A 19,513-nucleotide genomic window follows, 5' to 3' on the forward strand; every position below is an offset into this window, starting at 1 on the left:
GAAAGTATGTTCACATTCAACTGGGCATAATGAGCAAAAAAGCTACTTAGCATACGAATGAAGCAACTTCTCCGCTTGTGCTATAAAATAACTATAATGGTCATTATTACTAGAGACTCGACTACCCATATTCGCACCTCCCATACTAATATAGGTGGTACATGTTCTCGTTTGTTACATATTATATAAGTAATACTAGCTATAAGTAGTAGACATGTTAATAAAAAGAAGATAGCTTTTTTGTTCATATACTATTCTCCTTTCTATCATTTTATTAGATTATATAACAGGAAATATAGTCAGGAAATAGTTTTTATGGTTATTTTTAGTATTAATTTCAAATAAAAAAACCTTACTATAAAGTAAGGTTCCATTTTTAAATTCTATAATGACTGATTTATTAAAACGATCATTACGATAATCGCTATAAACATAACAACTAGACAGCCGATCATTTTATAAAATCCTCTTTTCGTTAACGTCCCGCCTTGAACGTCTTTACGAATAAATAAGAATACGGCTAAAAATAATACAAGCCCAATGCCAAAAGCATACATCATTTGCATATGTTAATCTTCCTTTCTCTCTTCCATCTTAATATCTTTTCGATAAAACAACAAATGAGATAAAAACTGTACTCATCGTGAGTGCCATAAGTATATTCAATAATTCAACCGCAGATAGTGTAATTACTTTTAAGTTCAAACCAATAGAGAAAAGAAGATAATATGCTGTTAGAGCAAAAAAGCTGAAGAACATCCCTTTATAACGAATGAGTTTCATTCGCTCATCTTTTTCTTTAAATTGCGGGTGCAAGTAGCTTAGGCAGAAACACATAATCATCATTGCAAGCACGGTATAAGTTGGAATTGGCGGTGCCGAATGCGTCATTATACCTGCTAATATCATAAATCCACTCATAATTAAAAAGATAATTCCCATAATAACAAAGTACTTTTGTGAATAATTCATCCTTTCTCCTCCTCTTCTTTTCCTTCATAAATAAATACATGTTCTATCGTTGTCTGAAATGTTTTCGCTATTTCAAATGCTAATGGAAGTGATGGATCATATTTCCCTTTTTCAATTGAAATGATGGTTTGTCTGGAAACCCCAAGTTTCTCAGCCAATTTTTCTTGAGATAGTCCAAATTTTTTTCGGTATTCGACCATTTTATTTTCCAAGGAAATTTCTCCCTCCTTCCTTATATCGAGTATATATGTAAAGGAGACTTTACGTCAAGGTTCCTTTACATTCGTTTCGTTTTATTTTTCGTTCTATTTATATAGAAGAAACTTTTTCAACTTAATCATGTCTATTTTGAAATGAAACATGGAACAATGTATATATCCGTTACTATATCTCCTCCCCACTTTTGTGAAAATTTAATATCTCCATATTTGTTTTATCCTTTAAAACTATTTCATTCCTCTCCTTATTAGATGAAATGTGCTATTGTTTTTACGTTGTTTTTCGCCATATTTATAGAAACTAACGGTTTATGAAGCATTTTTTATGTTTAGCCACTTTTTTTGTAGAAATCCTTCATTTTCCTTTCGATATTTAACACTATCGAAATAAAGTTTACGCTAAATTCATAATTTTTTATTTTTTATACTATATTCCGTTATATTGTTGTATAATATCAATGAAAGCGCTTATTATTTCAATATACATAATTCAAACTAATCTTTATCGAAACATTCTAACAATTTTACTTATATTTAAATGCAACAATTATAGTTATTAATGTAGGTATACCAAATATATCCACCCCATTTTTCTGTAAAATTACTTTATAACATGAAAGATTAACTTGGGTGATAAGTAATTGTGAATGTTTTTTTACAAAACAGATAAGTAATAGTGTTTGGTATTATGTAAATTATTGTAATAACATAAGAGTAAAGATAACATTTACATTAATTTTTAGTTCATCAATTATTGAAAAAGAGCAAAATGCACCTTTTGTATAGGAAAAGGATTATATGCATTGGGAGGTTTAAACAAATGACGAGGAAGAATACAACGACAAACCCTTGGGCCAAGTTCCATGGTCCGAACCTTGGTTATGTTATTGAACAGTATGATCTTTACGTAACTGGAGCAGGTTCTGTTGATCCGGAATTACAAGAGCTTTTTGAAATTTTTGGAGCTCCTTCGTTTCAAGATGATGTCGTAACAGGGGACAACACAGCAACACATTTTTCTCCTCAAAACACAGGGAACATTGAAAAGATTCTTAAAGTCGTTCAACTTGTTGAACAGATTCGTTCTTTCGGGCATACGTTGGCTCACATCAATCCGATGGAAGATGTTGCAAATGGACAATCTCTTCTTGAAAAAGCAATGAACGAACTGAGCGATGCTGATTTGAAAGCGATTCCAGCTAAAACAGTATGGCAAGATGCACCAGAGGGTATTCACACTGCATTTGATGTAATTCATAGATTAAAAGACGTTTATACAAAATCTTTAGCTTATGAATTCTCACATATACAAGATAGTGAAGAACGCGTGTGGTTGCATCAAATGGTGGAATCAAATTCATTGCGTCAACCATTATCAAATAAAAACGAACTGCTCTTTTAAAACGTTTAACTGCTGTTGAAGGTTTCGAGCAATTCTTGCATAAAACATTCGTTGGTCAAAAACGTTTCTCAATAGAGGGCGTTGATATGCTTGTACCTGTACTAGATGAAATTGTTTCAGAAGGTGCTAAAGGCGGCGTTGAAGATGTCATGATTGGTATGGCTCACCGTGGTCGTCTCAGCGTACTCGCTCACGTACTAGAAAAACCATATGGTCACATGTTTGCTGAGTTCAAACATGCAAAAATAGAAGGCGCAGTGGCAAATGCTGGCTGGACTGGCGACGTGAAATACCATTTAGGTAGAGAGCAAGTCGTTGGTAATGAAGAAGTTAGCACTCGCGTTACATTAGCAAATAACCCGAGTCATCTTGAGTTCGTTAACCCTGTTGTTGAAGGTTTCGCACGTGCAGCTCAAGAGAATCGTAAAAAATCTGGTCTTCCAGAACAAGATACTTCAAAATCATTTGTAATTTTAGTTCATGGTGATGCTGCATTCCCTGGTCAAGGTGTTGTGTCTGAAACACTCAACTTAAGCAGATTAAATGCATACCAAACTGGCGGAACGATTCATGTTATCGCTAATAATGCAGTCGGCTTTACGACTGATAGCTATGATTCTCGTTCTACTAAATATTCAAGCGACCTTGCAAAAGGTTTCGATATTCCGATTGTTCACGTAAACGCTGATGATCCGGAAGCTTGTCTTGCTGCTGCTAACCTTGCGATCCAATATCGTACGTTGTTCAAAAAAGACTTCTTAATCGATTTAATCGGTTACCGCCGATATGGTCATAACGAAATGGATGATCCAGCAGTTACGCAACCACAAGTGTACAAAAAAATTAAAAATCACCCAACTGTAAGAGCAATTTATGCAGATCAATTACAATCTGCTGGCGTTCTGAATGCAGATGAGATTGAAACAATTACTCAGTTTATGCAAGAGGAATTAAAGGCTGAATACGCACAAGTGCCAGCAGCTGATACGAGTGCTGCAACAATTCACGTAAAAGTTCCAGAGGTTGTTGCAAAAGGAATTCAACCGATTGACACTGGTATTTCAATTGACTCACTTCGTGCAATTAATGAAGGGCTATTATCTTGGCCTGAAGGCTTTAACGTATATCCAAAAGTGAAGAAAATTCTTGAGCGCCGTCAAGATGCTCTTGAAGAGAACGGTAAAATTGAATGGGCACTTGCTGAATCGTTAGCATTCGCTTCTATTTTGCAAGAAGGTACGCCAATTCGTTTAACTGGTCAAGATTCACAGCGTGGTACATTCGCGCACCGTCATATCGTATTACACGATACTGATACAAACGAAACATATTCACCATTACACCGTTTACCGAACATTAACGCATCATTCTCTGTTCATAACAGTCCGTTATCAGAAGCTGCTGTTGTTGGTTATGAATATGGTTATAACGTATTTGCTCCAGAAACACTTGTTATGTGGGAAGCTCAATATGGTGACTTCTCAAATACTGCGCAAGCATTATTTGATCAATATGTTTCAGCAGGAAGAGCAAAATGGGGTCAAAAATCTGGTTTAGTTCTTCTATTACCACACGGTTATGAAGGTCAAGGGCCAGAACACTCTAGTGCACGTCCAGAGCGTTTCTTACAATTAGCTGCTGAGAACAACTGGACAGTTGCAAACTTAACGAGCGCGGCACAATACTTCCATATTTTACGTCGTCAAGCATCTATCTTAGGAACAGAAGCTGTTCGACCGTTAGTGCTTATGACGCCAAAGAGTTTATTACGTCATCCACTTACACTTTCAACTGCTAGTCAGTTAAGCGAAGGACGTTTCCAGCCTGCTTTAGAACAAGAAAACCTTGGTACAAAGCCAAATAAAGTAAAACGTCTTGTTTTAAGTACAGGTAAAATGGCGATTGACTTAGCTGCAGAAATTGAGTCTGGAAAACATGAGTACAACTTAGATGAAGTTCATGTTGTTCGTATTGAACAGTTGTATCCATTCCCTGCTGAAAAAGTTCAATCTATTATTAAACGCTTTAAAAACTTAGAAGAAATTATTTGGGTTCAAGAAGAACCTCGTAATATGGGCGCATGGCATTACATGGCTCCAATTCTGTTCGAACTAGCTGGAGATAAAGTGAAAACAGGTTACATTGGACGCCCAGATCGCTCTAGCCCATCTGGCGGCGACCCATTCGCTCACAAAGCTGAGCAAGAACTAATTGTTGCACACGCTTTAGATGTGAAGTACAACTTCCGTCAAGATAAACAAGAAATTGAAGTTTTCAGCAACTGAAAATAACAATGAATTTTCCGGCTCGACTTGGGCAGATATTCTGCCCAAGTCGAGCTAACAAATGGAGATTACCGAAGATTAAAGAAGACAAAACACACCGTTAGGCAAATAAGGGGAGGACATTTAAAATGATCGAAATTAAAGTACCTGAGCTTGCAGAATCTATTACTGAAGGAACTATCTCACAATGGCTTATCAACGTAGGCGACAAAGTTGAGAAAGGTGGCAGCGTTGTTGAGCTTGAGACTGACAAAGTCAATGTAGAAATCATTGCAGAAGATTCAGGTATTGTATCGAAGTTACTAGGCGAACCTGGGGATACAGTTGAAGTTGGCGCAACTATCGCAATTTTAGATGCAAACGGAGCACCAGTTGCAGTAAGTACACCAGCACCATCGGCTGAGCAACCAAAACAAGAAACTACTGAAGCACCGAAAGCAGAAGCTCCAAGTGCTGAACAAAATAAAGCGTTGCAAGGTTTACCAAATACAAATCGTCCTATCGCATCACCAGCTGCTCGCAAAATGGCTCGTGAATTAGGAATCGACTTAAACGACGTACGCAGCACAGATCCACTTGGACGTGTGAGACCACATGATGTACAAGCTCACGCTGCAGCGCCAAAAGAAGCACCAGCTGCTCCAAAAAGTCCAGCTCCTGCTCCAGTTGCAAAAACTGAATTCGAAAAACCAGTTGAGCGTGTAAAAATGTCCCGCCGCCGTCAAACAATTGCAAAACGTCTTGTAGAAGTTCAACAAACATCTGCAATGTTAACAACATTTAACGAAGTTGATATGAGTGCAATCATGGAATTACGTAAAGAACGCAAAGATGCTTTCGAGAAAAAACATGATGTGCGTCTTGGCTTTATGTCATTCTTCACAAAAGCAGTTGTTGCAGCATTAAAACAATTCCCATTATTAAATGCTGAAATTCAAGGCGATGAGCTTATCATTAAAAAATTCTATGATATCGGTATTGCAGTAGCAGCTCCAGATGGATTAGTTGTTCCAGTTGTACGTGATGCTAACCAATTGAACTTCGCTGAAATTGAAAGCGAGATTCGTAATTTAGGTCTAAAAGCACGTGATAACAAACTTTCATTAAAAGAGCTACAAGGTGGTACATTTACAATTACAAACGGTGGTGTATTCGGTTCTCTAATGTCTACACCAATCCTAAATAGCCCACAAGTAGGTATTCTAGGAATGCATAAAATCCAAGTACGTCCAGTTGCGATTGATAACGAGCGTATGGAAAACCGTCCGATGATGTACCTTGCACTATCTTACGACCACCGTATTGTCGATGGTAAAGAGGCAGTTAGCTTCCTTGTTGCTGTTAAAGATATGCTTGAAGATCCAAAATCATTATTATTAGAAGGTTGATAGACTATTAGTCTATTAAAGGCTGTAGAATGAATCATTCTACAGCCTTTTTTTATTGCGTTCATACGGGACAAATTGCATTACATAGACTAATAATGTATGCCTAGAACGTAAGGAGGATTAAAATGAATAACCTTCCAGCTCATGCAAAACTGAAAGCAAATAAAGATACTTTCTTCCTCCCCGATTCAAACGGGGGTGTCTATTTTCGAAATAACGCCAGTTCATTCCGCATGGACGGTGATGGGATTTATAACTGGATTGAAAAATTAATGCCTATGTTTAACGGTAATTATTCTTTAGCAGAAATAACCGATGGTCTACCTCTCCCCTATCAAAATCGTGTATTTGAAATTGGAGATATTTTATATGAAAATGGTTTCGCCCGTGATGTAAGTCAAGATGCTCCTCATGAATTAAACAGCGCGTTACTCGACAGGTACGCTTCTCAAATTGAATTTTTAGAAGCCGATTCACATTCAGGTGCTTTAAAATTCGAGACGTACCGTGCGGCAAATGTCCTTATAATTGGTTCTGGGGATATGCTTACTTCCTTAGTTTCTTCTTTACTAGAGTCCGGATTACCTAAATTTCATTACCTTGTCACAGATTATGCGGAAACAAATTACGACCGAATTCATGAGCTAGTAGAACGTGCATATGAACTTGATGACAATGTACTTATTCAAGAAATAGATACTACAATGGATCGTCCTTTACATGAAGTATTCGAGCCTTTCGACTGGATTTTATACGTTTCTCAAAATGGAGATATTGAAAGTTTAAGAGCAATACATGCTATTTGTAGAGATGAGGGGAAAAATTTCATACCAGCTATTTGCTTATCAAGAGTCGGTTTAGCTGGCCCCGTCGTAATAGCAGATCGTGAAGAATGCTGGGAATCCGCATGGCATCGTCTACACGAAACTACTTTACAAAATGAAAATCCGCCCGAACCTTTCTCACCAATCACATCTGCAGTGTTAGCAAATATTATCGTTTTTGAATTGTTTAAACATGTCGCTGACGATTTACACCGGCAGCATAATCCTCAATTCTTTTTATTAAACTTAGAAACACTTGAAGGAAAGTGGCACCCTTTTATAAAGCATCTTCTCGCAACCGATGAAATCTTTACAATTGATACGGTACAAAATCTTCAAGAAAACCTTGCCCATCGTTCTGGACAATATACTTCAACTGAACTTTTTCGTTTTTTTGATACATTAACTTCTAAAGAAGCTGGCATATTCCATATGTGGGATGAACAAGATTTGCACCAACTACCTTTATCACAATGCTATATTCAAGTTGCAAATCCATTATCAGACGGACCTACCTCTCCCCTTCCTGCTATAACTTGTGGTGGTTTAACTCATAATGAAGCACGCCGCGAAGCTGGTTTAACAGGAGTTGAAACGTATGTAGCTGAAATGATTCATCGTCTTATCCCCGAACATACTGATATCGGTATTGGTGCTGGGGAAACGATGACAGAAGGTGTATACCGTGCACTGCAAAAACATTTAAATAATAAGTTGTGTGAACGCCAATCACATATGCTAGAAGAGGTTACAGAGCTTGATTTAACCGAAATTCATGATAAGCATTGTAGGTTTTACTACGATGCTCTCTCTACAATTCATGACATACCTAAAGTGGGAATGAGTGAGGAGTTACTTGGTTTTCCTGTCATTTGGATCGGTATAAATGATAGATGGTACGGTGCGGCAAATATTAATATAACATTGGCATTAAGAAACGCTCTGCAACAAGCACTCCTTCATATTCAAAATGAAGAGATTCCTTATAAAGCTAATATTTTGCCAGAATCATCCGTTGTTGTATATAGTACAGATTCTGTTAGAGTAGCAATACAAGAAGAGGAAGAAATTCCAGGCGTACAGTCTTTACAAGTTGCCTTGCAAAATTTAACGGAAAATAATTTTTATCCATTCGTTTTTGATTTAGCCATTGAATCATTTTTAAGAGATAACTTAGACGGTGTATACGGGGTATTAATTGCAAAGGAGGACGGTCTATGACTCAAAATATATTGCTTATAGGAGATGGCCTACTTGCAGACTATGTACATGATCAATTATGCAAACAATATTCCATCATTCGCCAACATACAATTACAGACAAACTCCCTGAAAATATTCACCTCACTCTCGTATTACATGACGGCTCTCCTTCTACTATTCATCAGGATGCTGAGCTGACATTTCGTTCGAATCATATTCCGTGGCTTCGTGCATTTACTTCATTTGGTGAAGGTGTTATCGGTCCTTACATTCATCCTCTTGCAACGGGATGTACCCATTGTGCCGATGGACGACGCTTTATCGCTGGATTTGATCAAAAAGAAATGTGGGAACTACAGCGGAAATATGCGTTAAAAGCGGATAACGAGACGAGGCGTGATGTACGTGCGACTCAAAATGGGATGTTACAAATGTGTCAGCTCATTCATGCTGAAACGGAAAAAATATTAGCTCATGGACATTCTTCTTTAGAAAATGAAATCATTTTACTAAACTTACAAACCCTGCAATGTACACGGCATTCTTTCCTTCCAGACCCTCTCTGTCCTGTATGTAGTAATTTACCTGATGATACTGCGGATGCGGCAGAGATTTCTTTACAACCGAGCTTAAAAACAAGTACTGAAACGTATCGCTGTCGTTCTATTCATGAGCTAAACACATTTTTAACGAGAGACTATTTAGATTACCGGACTGGTATTTTGAATGGAAAAATGCAGCATTCTTTATTGCCATTTGCTGACGTCATTATAAACATGCCGTTACTATTCGGAAATGAAGGTGTTGCAGGCCGAACTCATTCATTTGTACTGAGTGAGGCAACTGCTATTTTAGAAGGTTTAGAACGATATTGCGGTATGTCACCTCGTGGGAAAAAGACAAATGTGCATGGTAGTTTTCATGATTTAAAGGATCATGCACTGAATCCCCTCACACTCGGTGTGCATACAAATGAACATTATAATCGTGATAGTTTTCCGTTTAAACCATTTGATCCTGATTATGAACAAAACTGGGTATGGGGATATTCTTTATCACAAAAACGGCCACTTTTAGTTCCAGAATCAATCGCCTATTATAGCCTTGGTCATAGAGATGCTTTTGTGTATGAAACATCAAATGGATGTGCGATTGGTGGTAGTTTAGAAGAGGCCATTTTTCATGGCATATTAGAAATCGTAGAGCGCGATGCTTTTTTACTCACATGGTATGCAGAATTACCTCTTCCTCGTCTTGATCTTAGTTCAGCAAATGATACTGAATTACAATTAATGATTGAGCGCTTGCGTACGATTACTGGATATGAATTACACGTTTTCAACGCAACGATGGAACACGGTATTCCGAGCATTTGGGTGATTGCGAAAAACACGAGGCAAGATGGGATGAATCTCGTCTGTGCTGGTGGTGCTCATATGGAGCCCATTCGAGCAATCAAAACTGCGATTCATGAAATAGCTGGCATGTTACTTATATCAGATGATGATTTGGAACAAAACAAAGAAAAATATGAAGACTGTTTACGTGATCCTTATCTCGTTACGCAAATGGGTGATCATAGTATGCTGTACGGATTGAAAGAAGCGGAAGAACGTCTTCACTTCCTTTTACGTGAAAATGCTCCGGTGCAAACGTTTCAAGAAATGAGGGCATTACAATCATTTGATATGGATTTAACATCTGATCTTCATCAACTTTTAAACAGGTTACATCAATTTGGACTTGAAGTAATCGTTGTAGATCAAACCGTTCCTCTCATAGAAAAGAACGGATTACATTGTGTAAAAGTATTAATTCCAGGCATGCTTCCAATGACATTCGGACATCATCTCACTCGGGTTACAGGACTGGATAGAGTGTATACCGTACCAATGACACTTGGATATATGGCTGAACCTTTAACGAATGAACAATTAAATCCACATCCACACCCGTTTCCATAGTAAAGGAGGGGATTTCATGCAGCTGGATGCTTTTTTACATCATCTCCATTTTTCTATTGATGAAATTATGCCGAATCATGAGGTAGACTGGGACGACGCACCACTTCCTTATAAATTATATCGAAATTTACCAGTCATCCCTCTCTCTTTAGAAATCCCATTAACTTTGCGGAACTCTTCTACTAAACCTAACTTAGAGGAAATCGGGCATTATCTTTGGTACTCATTTGGTTTAACACAATTATGTCAACCTACTACTAGCCTAGAAAATAATAAAACAACGACTCTATTTCGAAGATTCATCCCTTCTGGGGGTGCTTTATATCCAAATGAATTATATATGTATTTAAAAATTGATCATTATCCAGACGGCATTTACCATTATGACGCCGCGCATCACCGTCTTATCTTACTTCGCGAGGGAAATTTCGATTCTTATCTTACAGAAGCACTCGGCAATCGTTGTAACATACATTCTTGTTTTGGCGCAGTATTCGTATCCACTATGTTTTGGAAAAACTTCTTTAAATACAATAACTTTTCATACCGGCTTCAAGGGTTAGATAGTGGTGTTCTAATCGGGCATTTACTTGAATGTGCAAAACAATTCGGTTACACAAATGGAGTATATTTCCAGTTTCTAGACCGAGCAATGAATCATTTACTTGGACTGTCTGAAGGCGAGGAAAATGTGTATGGTGTTATTCCTCTAAGTACAGAACCACATAAAGATTGGTTTCATAATGCTTACCGTGAAAATACAACTGTTACTTCTCATGACTTGTTACAGCAAATCCCGCCGTTAACACATGAGCATTTCGTTCGCTCAAAGCATGTAGATGAATATCCGATGATAACAAAAGTTAACGCAGCTTCTATGATTGAATCGACAGAACACTTCCAAACATTAACTCAAGAAAATCGACAGCAATACAGTGCACATGCTGTACAGCTACCTAAAGTGGAACGTTTATCCTATGATTTCTTACATCTTTGTAAAAAACGATATTCACCTGATGCTGACTTTACTTTAACAAAATGGGATACTCGTTCACTTGCTACTTTATTACAAGAAACGAGCCTCGCCTTCCCTTATTACAACGATCTTGATGGCAATTCTTTAAATGAAAACGCACGACTCTCATTATATGGATGTTTTTATAACGTAACAGGTATTGAAAACGGTGCTTACGCTTATAACAGTAAATCACATTCCATACAGCCAATACGATATGGAGATCTTCGTTATTCCCTTCAATCAAGTATGACGATGGATAACGTAAACCTTTTTCAAGTACCGCTTTGTCTACATGTAGTCGGAAAGAAAGATTACTATACACATACATTAGGCTATAGAGGATATCGTATTCACCAAATGGAAGCTGGTATACTCGTTCATAGACTTGTTTTAGCTGCGACTGCTATGGGAATGGGTGGTCATCCTTTACTTAGTTTTGATACAAATTCATGCGATCAATTGTACGGAATAGATGGCGGCAATGAAACATCTCTCATTCAAATTCCGGTTGGGGCGTATCGAGCGCGTAATTGGTTGAAGGGGTATTTGCATAATTAGAAGCACGCCGATTAATGGCGTGCTTTTTTTAGAGGAGTTAAATTATTAAAAGCGAAATGAGTATATATTCTTACATAAAAGGAGCGTTTAAATTGGGCATTTTACAACGTTTAATCGAACAAGCGAAAAATCCTCGCGGGACAATTGGTTCCTCAATGCTTCGTATTATGAATGCTTCGCATATGAGACTAACAAATTGGGCTTTACAAAAAATACATATACGTGAAGATGCAGTCATATTAGATATCGGCTGTGGCGGTGGTAAAACAATACAAACTCTTTCAAAACGAACTCCATTTGGGAAAATTTACGGGATCGATTACTCCCATCAAGCTGTGAAAAATTCTATACAGACGAATACAAAAGATGTTCAAATGAAAAAAGTAATTGTTCAACAAGCAAGTGTCTCCTCTATTCCATATCATCCGGACTTCTTTGATCTCATTACCGCTTTTCAAACCCACTATTTTTGGCCTGATGTTGAGAATGATATGAAAGAAGTATTTCGCATCTTAAAATCGAACGGATCCTTTTTATTAGTCGCTGAAACTTTTAAAATTCAATATCATATGGATAAATTTAAAACGACAGAAGAATTAGTAAACCTTTTTTATAAGACGGGATTTACAAGCGTGAAATGTTACGAAGAAAGAGGCTGCCTTTGTGTAATAGGAAATAAGTAAAAAAAGCAGCCCTTTAAGGTCTGCTTTTTTACTAGATTAATTTAAAGATACTCTTAATTTGTCTTGCAAATAACCAATTTTTCGTACCGTAGTTATCATTTAGACTGTCTAAATCGATAGATTTCCCGTTAGCAAACTTTAGTTCTAACGTTGTATTTTTGTCATTTGTCTTTAGATTGCTATTTGTAATGTCATCATACTTTAGTTTCTCAATTTCAACATACTCTTCTTTTTCTTGTCCGATAACGACATGATCTTGGAAGAAGAACAATACTTCTACTTTCTTACCGAAACAAAATACATTTTTCGTATAAATTAATGTCGCGTTATCAAGTCCGACACATACTTCTTTCATTTCTTCAACAACGTGTCCAAAGTCTTCTTCATTTCTTGCGTTTGATTCAGCAATCCATTCTTCAATTGTTTTCATGTTAATTGCCATGTTGTACCCCCTGGTTCGTTCATTGCTTTGTAAAAAAATAAATACTATATGACAATATAAGCGATAAGTACTATGTTTTCAAGGGTGAACGGTATATTCAAAATAAAGTTAAATTTCAAAGTAATATATTAGGGACACCTATTTAATTATATTTTAAACGTTCGAACGAAACATTCTTCATCATCAATTAGCTGTGTTTGCTCGTCAAATTCAATATTCAGTTCTCTATATACTTTCTTCCAAAAAGAAACAGCTGGTACATTTTTTATAAGTTCAATAACGAAATATTGTCCTCGTTTCTCTTCTAGTAAATTTTCCATAACCTTTTTTCCGATTCCTTTTCCCTTATATTGATTCAATATGAAAATATCATTAATACCAAAGTCGTTTTCTTTCTTCAAAAATGGACGTTCCAATAGTAATAAAAATCCTACAATACTACTATCAACTTTTATAAAATACGGAGTGATTCCGTCATTTTTCCAAAACATGTCTAAATCTTCGTATTCAAAAAAACCATCCGCTCCAATCGTTATATTAGTCGTAAATTTAGAGAGGTCATGAAGATATAGTGAATATAAATTACGTAAAATCATTTTTTCTGATTCTTGAACTTTTTGAAGTGCCACAACCATTTTTAAGATCCCCTTCCCTATATGTAACTATTTCCCAAACCTCTTTATTCGACAAAATTGATTACTCCCCTTTAACGAAAAAAAATAGCACTTAAAAAGTGCTATTCCGCTCGCCTTGCCGCTTGTTGTATTGGATCCCAAACGCTGTTATATGGTGGTGCGTAACTTAAGTCGACATCTTCTAAATCGTGAATACTCATTTTATTGAAAAGTGCCATTGCGATCACATCAATTCGCTTATCTACGCCCTCTTCTCCAATTACTTGACCGCCTAACAATTGTTTCGTATCGGCGTGATATAGTAATTTCAAGTGAAGTGGTTTGGCACTTGGGTAATAGCCTGCCATATTGGTTGAGTCTACTTTGACCGTCTTATACGGGATGTTTAGCCCTTTCGCTTCTTTTTCATTTAAGCCTGTTCTTGCGAGCGTCAGATTCATAAATTTAATAATTCCTGTACCTAACGTACCTTTAAATGCTCTTCGTTTATCAACCATATTGAGTCCGGCAAGTCGCCCTTGTTTATTTGCAGTCGTTCCGAGCGGGATATGATCATGAGTTTCCTTTATAACATGGTAATGTGTTGCACAATCACCAGCAGCATATACGTCTTTCACATTTGTTTGCATATAAGCATTTACTTCAATTGCCCCTTTATGATTTTTACGTATGTTTGTCCCCTCAAGAAAATCAGTATTTGGTTGTACACCGACAGATACTAAAACGAGATCAGTTTTATACGCCCCTTTATCCGTCTCCAGTTGTTCTACTCTTTCTTTTCCTTTAAACGCTTTTACATTTTCATTTGTTAAAATTTCAATATTATATTTGTCTGCTTCTGTATGTATATATTCCGCCATATCGGCATCATAAATCGTACCGATATGATCGTTCCGCTCAATCATTCTTACTTTCTTACCAAGTTCTACAAATGTTTCTGCCATCTCTAGACCAATCGCACCACCGCCAATAATTGTCACATCTTCAACTTTACTCGTTTCAAGTGTACTTAATATGCGCTCAGCATCCGGAATTGTTTTTAAAAGATGAACACCTTGTAAATCTTTCCCTTCCCAATCCGGCATTACAGGACGTACACCAGTCGCGATTAATAATCGGTCATATGAAAATTCAAAGACATCTTTCGTCTTCGTATGCTCTGCGTACACAATTTTCTTTTCCGTATCTACTTTCGTTACTTCATGTCGTACTTTCGCATCAATTCCATATTTATCACGAAATGTCTTCACGTTACGCGCAACTAATTTTTCAGTTGAAACAATCGCACCGCTAATGACATAAGGTAATCCGCACTGAGCGTATGAATAGATTTCACCTTTTTCTAACGTCACAACATTTGCAGTTTCATCGTTTCTAACAATTTGCATTGCTGCACTCATACCAGCTGCATCTCCGCCAATAATGACATAGTTCACTTTACCACTCCTTCTTTTTACATACTCTTTACGATTTCCATATTTTATAGAAATAACACCTACTTCCATTGTAAAGAAAGAGAATTTAATCTACAAATTTGGTATACAAGACTATTTGTTACTAGGTATCCGTCGTGTCTTATAAACAAGATGTTTAATATGCTATAACAGTAACTATTGAAAGTAGGTGAAACATACATGTGCGCCGGCCTTCTCGTCCAGCTTCCAGAAGAACCGCTAGAACCGAGACCCGCCCTCCCGCTTGAACAAGAGTTTACCGTTAGTGTAACTTTATACAGTGCACGTGCTTGGTTATCTGATAATGACACTTTCTCGCAAACTATTTGGAAAGCCTCTCGCTTTGCTTCTGCATCACACGCTCGCAAATCCATCTTCCCAGTTGGTACTGTTAAAATTGTGAACTTTTCTGAGGATACAATAACGGTTACTATATCATCAGAATCAGATGATGCTCTCAAAATAGTCGTTCCCCCTCGTTCTGAAGCTGCTTTAACGTCTAGTTCTTTATCTGATGTGCAAGCAAGTACATCAGGAGGAGCAAGTAAAGTCACATTCCTCTTTCACATCTTTTTCTCAAGGGATCCTGGTCCAGCTAAATAATCATAAAAAGGGTACAGTAATATGTACTGTACCTTTTTCACGCACTCTATTCTCTTGATTTGATCAGTTCAACATTATAAGATTCAATACCTGTTAATGCTCCTGTAAAATACGGATTTTCTCTGTACCAAGACTGTTTTGAAAAATATGCTTGCATATCTTTCGTTTGAAAAATATGTCCATGCCTTGCGTATATTTCATTTCTAGCAATTTTCAACTGTTCTTTCGATAAATATGTTAAGTCCGCACTCGTTAATTTTCGAATATCACTATCAGGGAAGATGAAACCATTATATACATAATGAGTAGTAGGCGGAGTAACATTGTAAACAACTGTTTTTTCTACACTTTTCTTTTGAAATGGAAGATTATAAGCCGACAGTGCCGTTACCGTTTCTACCTTGGTCGTTTCCCTTCCGTTTTCTCCATTTCGTTCTAAATAAATCGCCGCACTTCCATCAGTCGCTACCGGTCCCCACGTAATTTCTTCTCCGGTCAACGCAGTAACTGGCTTTTGATTCACGTACAATGTTGCACCAGGCACATTCGTTTGAACTGTAATATATTGCCCTTGCAACGTTAAATCTACCTTTACATTATTTTGACTTTGTTTTATAAGTACAACCTTTTCCTCTCGTGATAGTTTTACATAGTCATTTTTATATTCCGCTTGAAACACTTGAGTCCCTGGAAGAAACGGTCCATATTGCTTCTCAAACTTTTTATCATTTGTTTTATCAATTTCTTTTCCGTTCATTTTTAATAATGTACCTTTTTCATTTGAAAGCAAAGTCGTATAATACGTCTTCGCTTTCAATTTATACCGATCAAATATAAAGAAATACTTCCCGTCTTTCGTTAAAGAAAAATCTGCTCTTTCTATTCCATCCCCTTGTTTTTCACCTTTCCTCAAATATTCTTTCAATTCATTCACGTAAGATGGATTTTCTTTTATATATGAAAATAGAGGCGTTACACTCTCTCTCGTGACAATAACGGCCGGATCATCTGCCGTTATGATCTCAGCTAATTTCTCCCCGTCCCTCTCTTGTAAAATAGTAATCATTCGGTCTACTTGTGCCGTCTGCTTATAATACGATGATCCATACAAATACAATCCACCAATTACTATAACAAGTACTATTAAGAGTGTAATGCCAACTTTTGTACCGCCGCTCATTTTCTTCTTTACTACAAGACTTTCCCTCTTCATCCCGCAGTTTTGGCAAAATTGCACTCCATCTTCATACTGAGCTCCGCACTTTGTACATACATTCATCCATTCAACCACCTTTTCATTAGAAGCCCGTTAAACCCTGTGTAAAAGCTTGAATTATTGTATAAATGTAAGACCAAAGTACAATACATGTTGCGATTCCGATTAAAACATTTGCAATAAGAAGAGTGTAAACAAGATCCAATCCCCCGCTATCTAGTTTTAATATAGATACGATGATACTAATTGACATATACGTTGTAGCCACCCCTAATAATATTGGTAGAAAAAAGATCAATAGAAAACTAAACAGAAAAGAAAGAACTAATATAGCAATAGCTGGCGTCGCTATCGTTCCCCATATCCCGAATACTTCAAGAAACGAAAAAGACGATTTCATCATCTTACCACTTACAAAAATAATAAATCCGACAAATACAGTTAAAATTAATAAAAAGAAAAAGACTTTTAAAGATTCTCCAAAGAAAGTAGGAGTAGTTATATCTGGTACTAATGTTCTCGTTACCGCTGCCCCAGCACTCATTATTCTATAAAAAATACATGCTCCTAAAAAACAAATAAGTACAAGGCTTGTAATTCCATTTCGCACTTCAATATTTCCACTTTTCATAATGGCAGATGGTGATTTAAAAGCATTTTTAAAGAACTGAAAATAGCCACTTGCAAATTGTTTTGCTTGCTCTACTGTTTCATTTGGGCGAGTTTCCTTTACTTGTTCCTTACGCGATAGCTGCCCTTCTTCCTGCCCACCACTCGCTACCACTTCTTCCGTTAATGAATGTCCACAATTCCCGCAAAACTTTGCTTCCGCTGCATTTTCTGTATGACACGCCGGACATTTCATTCTCTCATCCCTCCTTAAGCATATACCTTATAGGGTGTTACAAATTCAATATATGACTTTGGACATAAAACATGACTACAAGAAAAAGAATATGAAATCCTTCTTTTAAACGAAACTATGTGTGCTAGTAATATAGAAAAATAATGTTATTATGAAACAGAGCAAATAACATTTTTAAAAGATTGGATGAAGACAGTGGAATTTGTAAACTCGATTTTTCAAACACTCCTTACAAGCGTGATCCAATTATTCTCTTTAATTGGTGTCATCATTGTAATTGGATTTATATTAGGTTATTTAGAATCTCTCACACGAATGTATTGGTCGAGAGCTTTTGGTAGGAAAGGCTTCCTTTTAACTGCGTGGATTGGTGTCCCTATTCATGAACTTGGACATGCAATTATGTGTATACTATTTCGTCATAAAATTGTAGCAACGCAGTTCTTCCCGACAGATACAAGTCAAGGAGCTTTAGGTTACGTACAACATCAATACAATCAAAAAAGTATATATCAACGAATCGGTAATTTCTTTATCGGTATCGGCCCTATTATTTCTGGTATTACTACCTTAATACTTTTAATGCGCTATTTCGTACCAGGGTCATATTCTTTATTTAATACGACTCTCGAAACAACTGTTGCATCGACTTCTATTAACTTAGACATGATTCAAAACATGCTACTATCGACGTTTGTATTATTGAAAAGCTTATTTACAATAAGCAATTTATTGAATCCTTCATTTTGGTTATTTTTATTTATCGCCATTTGTATTTCCGCACATATCGCTTTAAGTAAACCAGATATAAAAGGATCAATAGACGGTGTCATCGTCATGTTTATCATTTTATTTTTATTCAATATAATAGCAGGACTTTTTCAGTATGATAGTAACCAACTAATCGGCAAAATGATGAAATATAACATGTATCTCATTGCGTTTTCTAGTGTGGCGCTGCTGTTCTCTTGTATTTCTACACTTGTGAGTTTTGGATTTTATAAAATAAGAAGAGGGCGTTCGTTTTGAACGCCCTCTTCTTATTTAGTTATTTTTCTTATAATCACAATGCTCAACCGGAACACGAGCATTCCCTTCTTCATCCGTACACCATGATTGCGACTGAAAGGCAAGGAAAATACCAACCCACTCTTCCTTCTTCTCAAAATGAATGAGCATACCACCATCTTGCCATATACCGTCATCACCTTGCCATTTCTCTACATTTCCTTGATTCATATGAATATCGTGTATACCGTTTCCAGGTGTAAAGTCGAAATACGAATCAGGTATTTTTTCTTCTGGTCCCCATCTTTCACCAAACGCATAAATAATCGCCTTTTCTTCTATTGCTCGCTTTATATAACGCTCTATCTTTTCATTTAAATCATTATCAACTCCTGCTTTTTCAGCAGGTAAAGGAATCATTTGCTTGGAATCAAATAAATTACCTCTTACATAATCTAAAGCTACTTTCGGTTCATTATTTTTTATTTCTGTAAAACCGAACGGTAATGTCGGTAAAATATGAATCGCCTCTGATCGAATATCGTCGCTCGCAAAATATAAAACTTCTGACGGATAACTTTGCGATTTCACGTTAATTGCAATGCGATAATCTACTCCTGCTTCACCTTGTAAATGAACTTGATAATGAGGTGTTTTGCCTTTTCCAATCTTAGATTGTATAACTGTACCTTTTAATACACCGTAGTTTTTTAAGGGCATACCTTTCATCTCCTATTCATTTAGTAGAAGCTTTTCATATTTAAAACATTATCCA

16 protein-coding genes and 1 pseudogene are annotated in these 19,513 nt (G+C 36.6%); 8 read left to right on the plus strand and 9 right to left on the minus strand.

What is annotated here, in order from left to right; translation table 11 throughout:
• Positions 1-383: 383 nt before the first annotated feature.
• From CDB3_RS17945 to CDB3_RS17955, 3 genes are read right to left on the minus strand one after another with little or no spacing between them, the layout of a single operon-like run.
• Complete coding sequence (locus CDB3_RS17945; protein ID WP_001178300.1) at positions 384-566, minus strand: DUF3976 domain-containing protein; 183 nt, start codon at positions 564-566, stop codon at positions 384-386.
• 28 nt (positions 567-594) lie between these two features.
• Positions 595-972 (minus strand): hypothetical protein, encoded by a 378-nt coding sequence (locus CDB3_RS17950; protein WP_001109920.1) that lies wholly within the window; start codon positions 970-972, stop codon positions 595-597.
• The gene (locus CDB3_RS17955) at positions 969-1,184 is read right to left on the minus strand and encodes a helix-turn-helix transcriptional regulator (protein ID WP_002011455.1); all 216 of its coding nucleotides are present in this window, start codon (positions 1,182-1,184) and stop codon (positions 969-971) included. Before CDB3_RS17955 ends, CDB3_RS17950 begins: the two co-directional genes overlap by 4 nt.
• 826 nt (positions 1,185-2,010) lie before the next feature.
• Between CDB3_RS17955 and odhA the strand changes: the two are divergent.
• The 6 genes and pseudogenes from odhA to CDB3_RS17985 all read left to right on the plus strand — a co-directional run bounded on the left by odhA (position 2,011) and on the right by CDB3_RS17985 (position 12,515).
• Positions 2,011-4,877 (plus strand): annotated as a pseudogene (odhA, locus tag CDB3_RS17960) (2-oxoglutarate dehydrogenase E1 component).
• A 128-nt stretch (positions 4,878-5,005) separates the two neighbouring features.
• Entirely contained in the window at positions 5,006-6,265 is a 1,260-nt protein-coding gene (gene odhB, locus CDB3_RS17965) for a 2-oxoglutarate dehydrogenase complex dihydrolipoyllysine-residue succinyltransferase (RefSeq protein WP_128855429.1), read from the plus strand.
• 125 nt (positions 6,266-6,390) lie between these two features.
• Entirely contained in the window at positions 6,391-8,310 is a 1,920-nt protein-coding gene (locus CDB3_RS17970) for a putative thiazole-containing bacteriocin maturation protein (RefSeq protein ID WP_128855430.1), read from the plus strand.
• A complete protein-coding gene (locus CDB3_RS17975) occupies positions 8,307-10,256 on the plus strand; it encodes a TOMM precursor leader peptide-binding protein (RefSeq protein ID WP_128855431.1) in 1,950 nt (649 codons plus the stop codon). Before CDB3_RS17970 ends, CDB3_RS17975 begins: the two co-directional genes overlap by 4 nt.
• A 16-nt stretch (positions 10,257-10,272) precedes the next feature.
• Entirely contained in the window at positions 10,273-11,832 is a 1,560-nt protein-coding gene (locus CDB3_RS17980; protein WP_128855432.1) for a SagB family peptide dehydrogenase, read from the plus strand.
• A gap of 92 nt (positions 11,833-11,924) precedes the next feature.
• Positions 11,925-12,515, plus strand: coding sequence for a class I SAM-dependent methyltransferase (locus CDB3_RS17985; RefSeq protein WP_128855433.1), 591 nt, complete (start codon positions 11,925-11,927; stop codon positions 12,513-12,515).
• Between the two features lie 31 nt (positions 12,516-12,546).
• Here the strand turns inward: CDB3_RS17985 and CDB3_RS17990 are convergent, their stop codons facing one another.
• From CDB3_RS17990 to CDB3_RS18000, 3 genes are all read right to left on the minus strand, one after another.
• Entirely contained in the window at positions 12,547-12,957 is a 411-nt protein-coding gene (locus CDB3_RS17990) for a DUF3908 family protein (RefSeq protein ID WP_097830088.1), read from the minus strand.
• Between the two features lie 146 nt (positions 12,958-13,103).
• Complete coding sequence (locus CDB3_RS17995; RefSeq protein WP_128855434.1) at positions 13,104-13,592, minus strand: GNAT family N-acetyltransferase; 489 nt, start codon at positions 13,590-13,592, stop codon at positions 13,104-13,106.
• Positions 13,593-13,693: 101 nt separating this feature from the next.
• The gene (locus CDB3_RS18000; protein ID WP_128855449.1) at positions 13,694-15,028 is read right to left on the minus strand and encodes an FAD-dependent oxidoreductase; all 1,335 of its coding nucleotides are present in this window, start codon (positions 15,026-15,028) and stop codon (positions 13,694-13,696) included.
• 198 nt (positions 15,029-15,226) lie between these two features.
• On the opposite strand from CDB3_RS18000, the gene CDB3_RS18005 reads away from it, so the two are divergent.
• Positions 15,227-15,649: a hypothetical protein gene (locus CDB3_RS18005; RefSeq protein WP_128855435.1), complete on the plus strand. Its 423-nt coding sequence runs from the start codon at positions 15,227-15,229 to the stop codon at positions 15,647-15,649.
• Positions 15,650-15,695: 46 nt separating this feature from the next.
• On the opposite strand, the gene CDB3_RS18010 is transcribed toward CDB3_RS18005, so the two are convergent.
• Both CDB3_RS18010 and CDB3_RS18015 read right to left on the minus strand, forming a co-directional pair.
• The gene (locus CDB3_RS18010) at positions 15,696-16,928 is read right to left on the minus strand and encodes a TcaA 3rd/4th domain-containing protein (RefSeq protein WP_128855436.1); all 1,233 of its coding nucleotides are present in this window, start codon (positions 16,926-16,928) and stop codon (positions 15,696-15,698) included.
• Positions 16,929-16,947: 19 nt separating this feature from the next.
• A complete protein-coding gene (locus CDB3_RS18015) occupies positions 16,948-17,730 on the minus strand; it encodes a zinc ribbon domain-containing protein (RefSeq protein ID WP_128855437.1) in 783 nt (260 codons plus the stop codon).
• A 195-nt stretch (positions 17,731-17,925) separates the two neighbouring features.
• Between CDB3_RS18015 and CDB3_RS18020 the strand changes: the two genes are divergently transcribed.
• On the plus strand, positions 17,926-18,759 hold the full coding sequence (locus CDB3_RS18020; protein WP_128855450.1) for a hypothetical protein: 834 nt from the start codon (positions 17,926-17,928) through the stop codon (positions 18,757-18,759).
• A 15-nt stretch (positions 18,760-18,774) separates the two neighbouring features.
• Here CDB3_RS18020 and CDB3_RS18025 read toward each other — a convergent pair whose 3' ends face one another.
• On the minus strand, positions 18,775-19,458 hold the full coding sequence (locus CDB3_RS18025) for a DUF2278 family protein (protein WP_128855438.1): 684 nt from the start codon (positions 19,456-19,458) through the stop codon (positions 18,775-18,777).
• Positions 19,459-19,513: the final 55 nt, after the last annotated feature.

The organism is Bacillus sp. CDB3, from assembly GCF_002081505.1.
GTDB lineage: Bacteria > Bacillota > Bacilli > Bacillales > Bacillaceae_G > Bacillus_A > Bacillus_A cereus_AT.